Below are 7006 nucleotides of genomic sequence, written 5' to 3' on the forward strand. Positions count from 1 at the left end.
GGGATTGCCGTCACTCTGACGACAATCATTTCTTACATGGCATTCTGGAGACTATCCCCAGTCGTCACCTTGGTAATCGGGTGCGTTGCATTGGTTTGCCTAGTGTTCACGGCGTGGTGGTATGGTCGCCGCCTTCGTCTGGATCGGGAGAAGGCGAAAGAACTTCAATCACAGAGCGACCTCGGCGTTTCACGCGCCACTCGCCATCAACCTTAATTTCCTTGATCTCAAGCTTAATTTTCATCGGGATATTCAGCCTGATGCGCTCGCGGATTTTGTTATCGGCCAGCGCAGCAAGAAATTCAGGGTCAGCCATAACTGCCGTGAAAGTTCCCGGCATACCCTCTTGCCTAAAGGTCCATGCTCGTTTCGCATTCTCTAATCGAGGCGTAACCAGCACCACGTCCAGCGTCGGGCGCAAAGTCCTCTCATCCTCGCTTTCAGGCTCCTGAATTCGGAAAAGACCCTCTGCTTCTGCGAACTGGCTTGCAGGAACGATATGGTCTGGCCGCCAGTCCTTTGAGGTCGGAACACCTCCACCCACACCAGTGATGTTCGGATCTTTCTGGGCCTCGCGATACATTGACCTTTGGTGTTCCTGAACTTCAGGGCTTTCCGAGGCCTTGCGAAAAATCTCTTCCAACTCTGATTTCTGGGTTTCTGAAAAGCCGTCATTGCCCAGATAATAATCATAGCTTGGAACAATTGTCGTTGGTATCGCCACCGCGAGGCCGATGGCGAGCCGCATAATCAAAGGGATACTTTCAAACCCTGCTTTTGTGTCTTTCGCGATCTGATTGATACGAGACCGCTCAATTTTTGCCAGCCACTTGGAAGACCCAGGCTCGGCTGCGATCAGCCCCACACGGTATTCGAAGGCGGGGTCTACAGCGGTCGAGGCTGCCCTAATAGCGCGAGACCATTCAATCGCCGCCTTGGCTGCTACCTCAAGGTCAATGAAATGCTGAGGCCGCAGATCAAAATACAGGCTGACGGCTTCGCCATCCTCGATTGAAATATCCATGCTGAAAATACCCCTAAGATCTGAGAACGTTAGGTTGGGCAACTCAGCAGGTCAACGGCGAGATTTTGCCGATGCAATTAATAGATGCCCGTTGCAGCTCGCGGCACTTCCTTTCCCCTTGAGCCACGCCCTCAGCTCCCCCGAGAAGGCGACATATGAACCTTGCTCGGTAGGCCGATAGATCGGAACGCCGGGCTGTTTGGCCCAGCGCCTCACGGTCGCCTCTGACACCCCCAGCACCTTGGCGATATGCGGCAGGCCCCAGATGGGGCGGCTAAGGTCAGTGGCCGTCATGCTGTGCCCCCATCTGTGTGAGAGCAGCCGCCCGGCATCACCCATGCCTGACATGCCCCGCAGAACATCCGCCCATCCGGCCCGTGGCGGTCCCATGCTGACAGCTTGCGCCATTCGTCCAGGCTGACCACACGGCCCGTCCACGTCAGAGGGCGGCCAGTGACCGAGAACGCGCGGGGCGGAACTGCGCGGGCATCTGGCGAAGGCTGAAGCAGATCAGGCCGATGGGGCCTTTCTACTTCCACTTTCTCTACCCGACACCCCGACAAAACCGGACATAAGGCCCTTTTGTCGGGTTCTGTCAGTGTGTCGGGTAAGGGATTGGCCTTTTCAGCGGGCTCTTTCGCCAGTGCAAGCCAGCGGTTCATGCGGCCTCCCAAATCCTCGGGTTCACGACAAAGAAGGTCCGGGGGCGCCCGCCGGTCTCTTCCACCACCCGGCGCAGCCAGTCGGCTTGTTCCAAGGCAGAGGCAGCGGCCTCGATCTGCTTCGCGGTCTGCAATCCCCCCAGCTCACGGCGCTGAATATCCCGAACGGTGACACGCCGCGGCTTATCCCTGAGCAAGAGCGCTGCCAGCTTGCGGACATTGCGGACCTCTTCAGGCGGTTCAGATGCGCCATAGGCCCGGAAGGCATGGCGGCGCAGGTGGTCACCCACAAGGAAGCAGGCCCGGCCAACATGGCGCTGGTCGATTTCATCCGGGAAGGGAGCGCCAGGCATGGCGGCCCAATCCAGATGGGCCAAGACGCAGGCCACCCGCACCACCAGCCCCGGCATCTTCCCGATGTGCCCCTTGAAGACCCCAGCCGCTTCGGCTTCCCATTTCCGGCACTCCCCACGAAATTCTTGCAGGGCATCGGCGGCAGCATCAGAGAAGGGCACGAGGAAAGGCCGCTTGTTCCCGGCGTCATCGAATGCGGAAGGTAAGGCGCGGAGACGCTCAAAGGCCGCCTGCAGCTTGTCGCTGTCAATCTCGCGGTCAGGGCGCGACAAGGGCACGGGCTCAGGGAACACGGTCAGGAAGCGGGCAAGCAGGCCATCATCATCGGTGTTCACCAGCAGGCGGGCCAGCTTGTCGGGCTGGGTGCCGCCAAGGATGGAAACGCTCAGGTGATCGACAATGATAGGCTCAGGGCTGCTTTTGCGGTCCACCGTGTAGGAGCGGCCACCATAGGCTTCCAGCCAGAAAGGCCGGTCTCCCCCGCCGTTGTATCGGTCCATGCTGCCCAGCCAGCCGGACAGTTCATCCCGCGACAGCAGAAGGCCGCGCCAAGAGGCCGCCAACAGGGAGGCCACCTTTTCCGTGGTGACATCCGAAATCGTGACGCGCTCACGCATGGGGGGCGCTCCAGCCTCTGCCGCATCGGGCTTGCGCGGGGTGTCGTCACTCTCAGCCAGCGCCCGCTTTGCGTCTGTCTTCCATTGCGCCAGAGCCAAGGCCGCGATTTCGTCCCGGTCCTCCCATTCCCGGCGGCGCTCCTTGTATTCTTCGCTCAAGCGGCGCTCGATGTCCTTCACGGGGTCCAGCACTGCATCCAAGGCCGGAGACTTCCCAGCAGACGGATCGCCCACAAGCATTACCCAAAGAACCGGCGGCTCTTTCCAGCCCTGCCAAGGGGTCGCCCAGCGCGCATTGCCGATGATGGCGCTTGCGGTGCCGAGAAGCGCGGCAGCGACATAATCGACCGGCGTTCCCTTGACCCTCGCGGCGGTCTGGACCCATTCAGCCCAAGCCCCGAACGTCAGGGCGAATTCTTCCGCTGACATGACCGGCGCAACAGGGCGGGCCGGTTGAGAAATGGTCATATCCGGCGCAGGCCAGTCCGGCTTGAACGGGATCGGTTCGGGCATCGCGTTCATGCTGCGGCCCCTTTCTTCATGAGAACATCATTCCAGTCGCACCCGTCCGGTGCGGCCAGCGTGGAGACATCCCAGCCCAAGGCTGCGGCTCTCTCGGCCAGAGCAATACCTGCATTGCTACCGGGCTTGTCTCCATCGGTCGCAACGATCAGGTGTCCCAGCGTGGCCGGAAGGCGAAGGCCCATCATGCCGCTGGTGCTGAGCGCGGCCCAGATCGAGGCAGGGTAGCGCAGCAGGCCGCTGGCGAGGCTCAGGGCGGTCTCGATGCCTTCGGCCACGACAAGAGGCCCAGGGCAAGCGGAGAGCCTGACGGCCCCGCCTGCCGTATTGCCAAGCATCGCCTTGGACGGCTCGGCCTGAGCTTTCCCCGATCCATCCGGGCGCAGATAGGTGCGATGCACCGCGAAGCGTTCGGCACCCTCGATCCGGGCAATCATCGCAGGCAGGCGCTTTGCACTCGGATGCCAGCAGGCGGGATGAAAGCGCAGGCAATCCGACAAGGCACAGGTGATGCCTCGAGCACGCAGATAGGCCTCGGCAACGGTGCCTTCGATCGGCAGAGCCTCGGACCAGACCGATTGCGCCTGGCGTTCCCGCTTCTCGGCCTCCCGGCGTTGTTCGGCCTCAAATCGTGCCAGCTCGGCCGCATCCGTCCGCGGCACAGTGCCATGCCCTTCGATGATGCCGAGCCCGCGCAGAGCGTCCAGCACGGCCATGAAATCACAGCCGGTCATGCAGCGGGCCAAAAGACGCCCGCCCGCGCCATCTGACAGGGACAGGCTCGGCTTGCGGTCACCATGTGCCGGGCAGCGGGCGAGGCCATAGCGGCCATGCCATTTCCCTTGCAGGGCGCGGGTGATGCGCTGGGCTTCGGTCATGCCTCAGCCCTCCTTACTGCATTGGCCTTGAGGACATAGCGGGCATGATTGCCGGGATAGGGGCCGCCGTGGGCCTCGTGCCGGGTCTCGATGGGGATACCGCGTTTGCGCAGGAGGTGGATATATGCGGACCAGCGCGGGGCCGGTTCGGTAATGGGGGTGCATCCGGTCGATCCCGCGTGGATCAACTGCTCCAAAGCCCAGAGCTCACGTCCTTTAAGCTGGGCGGTGAAGGGTTCTGCGCCTTCAGGATGGATCGTGAAATGTGCCATTGCTCGGCCTCCATTCTTGCGGGGCGAGGCTATGGGCGCTATCTTCGGGCTATCCGCACAGCCGTAAGAATACCGCCGCCGCCCCATGCCCGGGGTGGCGGTTTCTTATGCGGCTGCTGCCCGGGCGTTTTCCCAAGCCTCAATGTCAGAGAGTTTCCAGCGCGAGCACTGCGGAGACAGCTTCACCGGCTGCGGAAAGGCGGGGTCAGTCTTAACCCAGCGCCAAGGCGTGGTGCGATGAACACCGTAGCGGGCGGCCAGCTGGGCATCGGAGAGGTAGGTTTCGTTCATGCATTGCACTCCAACGGGTTGCGATGGGTGCAAACTGCAAGAACGAATTCAGAACACGAACCGAAAACAATTCGGAATAAGTTTTCGAATTATCTGGAACGGGGGCCCGGCTTGGCGAGGGTCGGCTCAATTGCTGCAGCTTCCTTCCAGAGTGCCAACCATGCCAAATGCTTCATGTCCTGGCCGAACATGCGATGCGCTTCGCCTTTGTTCTTGAACAACCCCTCCCTGAACGCAGCGACAATGGCCGCTCCAGTGGGTGCTTTCTCCACAGCGCCTTGAATGCGTCCTTCCCAAGCGTTCTCGACCAGCCACACGCGCATAGCCAGAAGCGGGGCGGGCAAGTCAGTTTCCTTGATGCAGAGGGGAGATCCGGCGATTGGCGCGACAGCTTCGAGGGTAGTTGAGGTGCGAACCGCGAGGCCTGAGCGCTCCAGATGCATAAATTGCATGTCGGCCAGATCGCGCCGCAGAAAATAGTCATCCGGGAAAGGGCCGCCTCTCCAACGGGAAAGGAAGGCAGCATCGAAGGCTGCACCGCTGCTTAGGCCATGCTTGTGTGATACTGACCAGGCGAAGCTGAAATCGCTGAGGCGGATCAGATTTCCAGAACCCAAGCATACCCGCATATCATGGCGGCAAGCCTCAATCAGAGCGGCAATGAGCCAGTTATGATAGGCTTCAAGTTCGTAACTATCCGGCCACAATGTGCCGTCATGTGCCAGTAATTCGTCATCAGGGTCTTCGGGCTTCGGTCGATTATCGGCACCGACCAAAATATCATATGTGTCGAAGTCCATGACCTGCATGATTTCGTCAAGCGTCAGATAACCTTCAGGGCACCACATCAGCCGATCCTCACAATGTTTGCCCCGCCGGGGTCTTTCTCCGTCAGAAAATCGGCCCATGCCGACATCATGGCGCGGCGCTTTTCGATCATATCGCCCCGCCGATAAGCAGCCTCGACACCGCTGGCGACCTTATGGGCCAGCGCGACCTCGGCCATGTCGCCGGGAAAGCCAGTGCGCTCGCCCACCCAATCCCGGAAAGTGCTGCGCAGACCATGAGGCACTGCTGGGCGCTTGCTGACCCGATCAATATACCCCGCGCCTCCGGCCTCAACATCAGCCAGATGAACGCGCTTCATGGCCGCGCTGAGCGTGGCGTCTGACATTTCACCCCCTTGCGGTGCCGGGAACACCAGAGGATTGTCTTTGAGCCTTGGCCGGGCCTCGAGAAGGTTAATAGCCTCTCGGCACAGCGGAACACGGTGCTCTTTGTCCATCTTCATGCGCTCGGCAGGGATGGTCCAAATTCCAGTCTTCATGTCGAACTCGTCCCAGACCGCGCCACGGACCTCTTGCGACCGAACGGCCGTGAAAGCGATGAATTCAAGCCCTCTGGCGCCTACACCCTCACGCGAACGGATGGCCTTCAGCCAACGCTGTGCATCTTCGATCTGGACCGCAGGCCAGTTCTCTATCTTCGCCACTTTATTCGCGGCCGGCAGAAGCTCTTTCAGGTTGCCGACCCACCTCGCTGGATTGTCGCCCGTCCTGTGGCCTGACACAGTGGCCCATGACAGCACCGCCTCGATGCGACCGCGCAACCTGTCCGCGGTGACGGTCTTAGCTTGCCAGAGCGTTTCGCCCGCATCGTTCACGGGCTGGTTGAGAACACGCAGCACGTCCTGCACGGTCACGTCCTGAACCATCATGCCGCCCAGCTCGGGCACAGCATATGTCTGCAGGGTGTTGCGCCACTGGTCGCGATGCTTGGGGTTTTTGAACCCTTCCAGCTTTGAGGTAAGGCAGCCGGTGACGGCATCCGCAAAGGTCATGCTCCGCTTCTGCGCCGAGACAAGGGCGGCCCGGGCGGCCTTGCGCTCCTCGATCGGATCAATCCCGCGCCGGATCTGGTCCTTGGCCTCTCGCGCCCTGTCTCTCGCTTGGGCAAGTGTCACATCGGGATAGCCGCCAAGACCCAGCTCTCGGCGCTTATCCCCGACCGTCACGCGCAGGAGCCAGGTGCGGCCCCCGTTTGGTGTGATCTGAAGCAGCAGCCCCGAGACGCCACCCACCGCGAAGGTAGCATTGCCTGCAGTGCCGGGATGCCCCAGCCGTTTTACGTCCAGTGCGGTTAGCTCTTTGGCGACCCTCGGCATCATACACCCCACATCATACCCGCCTAAATAGATATGAATGGTTGCTGTTGGGTGCAACCCTATGCAACACGTCACGACCCTAATATCCTTGTTTTATTGAGATAATGCCACTGGATGCAACGGGCGGCAGCGCCTTACTGGCGGGCTCACTGTCCGCCATGACCTGCCCCCCGGAAGATCCCTCGCTGTGATGTAGAGTCTGCCCAACCAGAGAAGGAGCAG

General features: G+C 60.9%; 7 protein-coding genes. All 7 read right to left on the reverse strand.

Translation table 11 applies throughout. The features are described from left to right. Positions 1-106: 106 nt before the first annotated feature. The 7 genes from Q9295_RS01720 to Q9295_RS01750 all read right to left on the reverse strand — a co-directional run bounded on the left by Q9295_RS01720 (position 107) and on the right by Q9295_RS01750 (position 6784). The gene (locus Q9295_RS01720) at positions 107-1024 is read right to left on the reverse strand and encodes a hypothetical protein (RefSeq protein ID WP_306678754.1); all 918 of its coding nucleotides are present in this window, start codon (positions 1022-1024) and stop codon (positions 107-109) included. 658 nt (positions 1025-1682) lie between these two features. Beyond that, a complete protein-coding gene (locus Q9295_RS01725; protein ID WP_306678755.1) occupies positions 1683-3179 on the reverse strand; it encodes a YfjI family protein in 1497 nt (498 codons plus the stop codon). Then, on the reverse strand, positions 3176-4057 hold the full coding sequence (locus Q9295_RS01730) for a DUF7146 domain-containing protein (RefSeq protein ID WP_306678756.1): 882 nt from the start codon (positions 4055-4057) through the stop codon (positions 3176-3178). Before Q9295_RS01730 ends, Q9295_RS01725 begins: the two co-directional genes overlap by 4 nt. After that, positions 4054-4329 carry a winged helix domain-containing protein gene (locus Q9295_RS01735; RefSeq protein ID WP_306678757.1) on the reverse strand — a complete coding sequence of 92 codons (276 nt, stop codon included), beginning with the start codon at positions 4327-4329 and terminating at the stop codon, positions 4054-4056. Before Q9295_RS01735 ends, Q9295_RS01730 begins: the two co-directional genes overlap by 4 nt. Before the next feature lie 105 nt (positions 4330-4434). Then, entirely contained in the window at positions 4435-4620 is a 186-nt protein-coding gene (locus Q9295_RS01740) for a helix-turn-helix transcriptional regulator (RefSeq protein ID WP_306678758.1), read from the reverse strand. An 89-nt stretch (positions 4621-4709) separates the two neighbouring features. Next, a complete protein-coding gene (locus Q9295_RS01745) occupies positions 4710-5468 on the reverse strand; it encodes a hypothetical protein (RefSeq protein WP_306678759.1) in 759 nt (252 codons plus the stop codon). Beyond that, a complete protein-coding gene (locus Q9295_RS01750) occupies positions 5468-6784 on the reverse strand; it encodes a tyrosine-type recombinase/integrase (protein ID WP_306678775.1) in 1317 nt (438 codons plus the stop codon). The genes Q9295_RS01745 and Q9295_RS01750 overlap by 1 nt, the downstream gene beginning before the upstream one ends. Positions 6785-7006: the final 222 nt, after the last annotated feature.

Origin of the sequence: Pseudogemmobacter lacusdianii, from assembly GCF_030848395.1 — a bacterium.
GTDB classification, from domain to species: domain Bacteria; phylum Pseudomonadota; class Alphaproteobacteria; order Rhodobacterales; family Rhodobacteraceae; genus Pseudogemmobacter; species Pseudogemmobacter lacusdianii.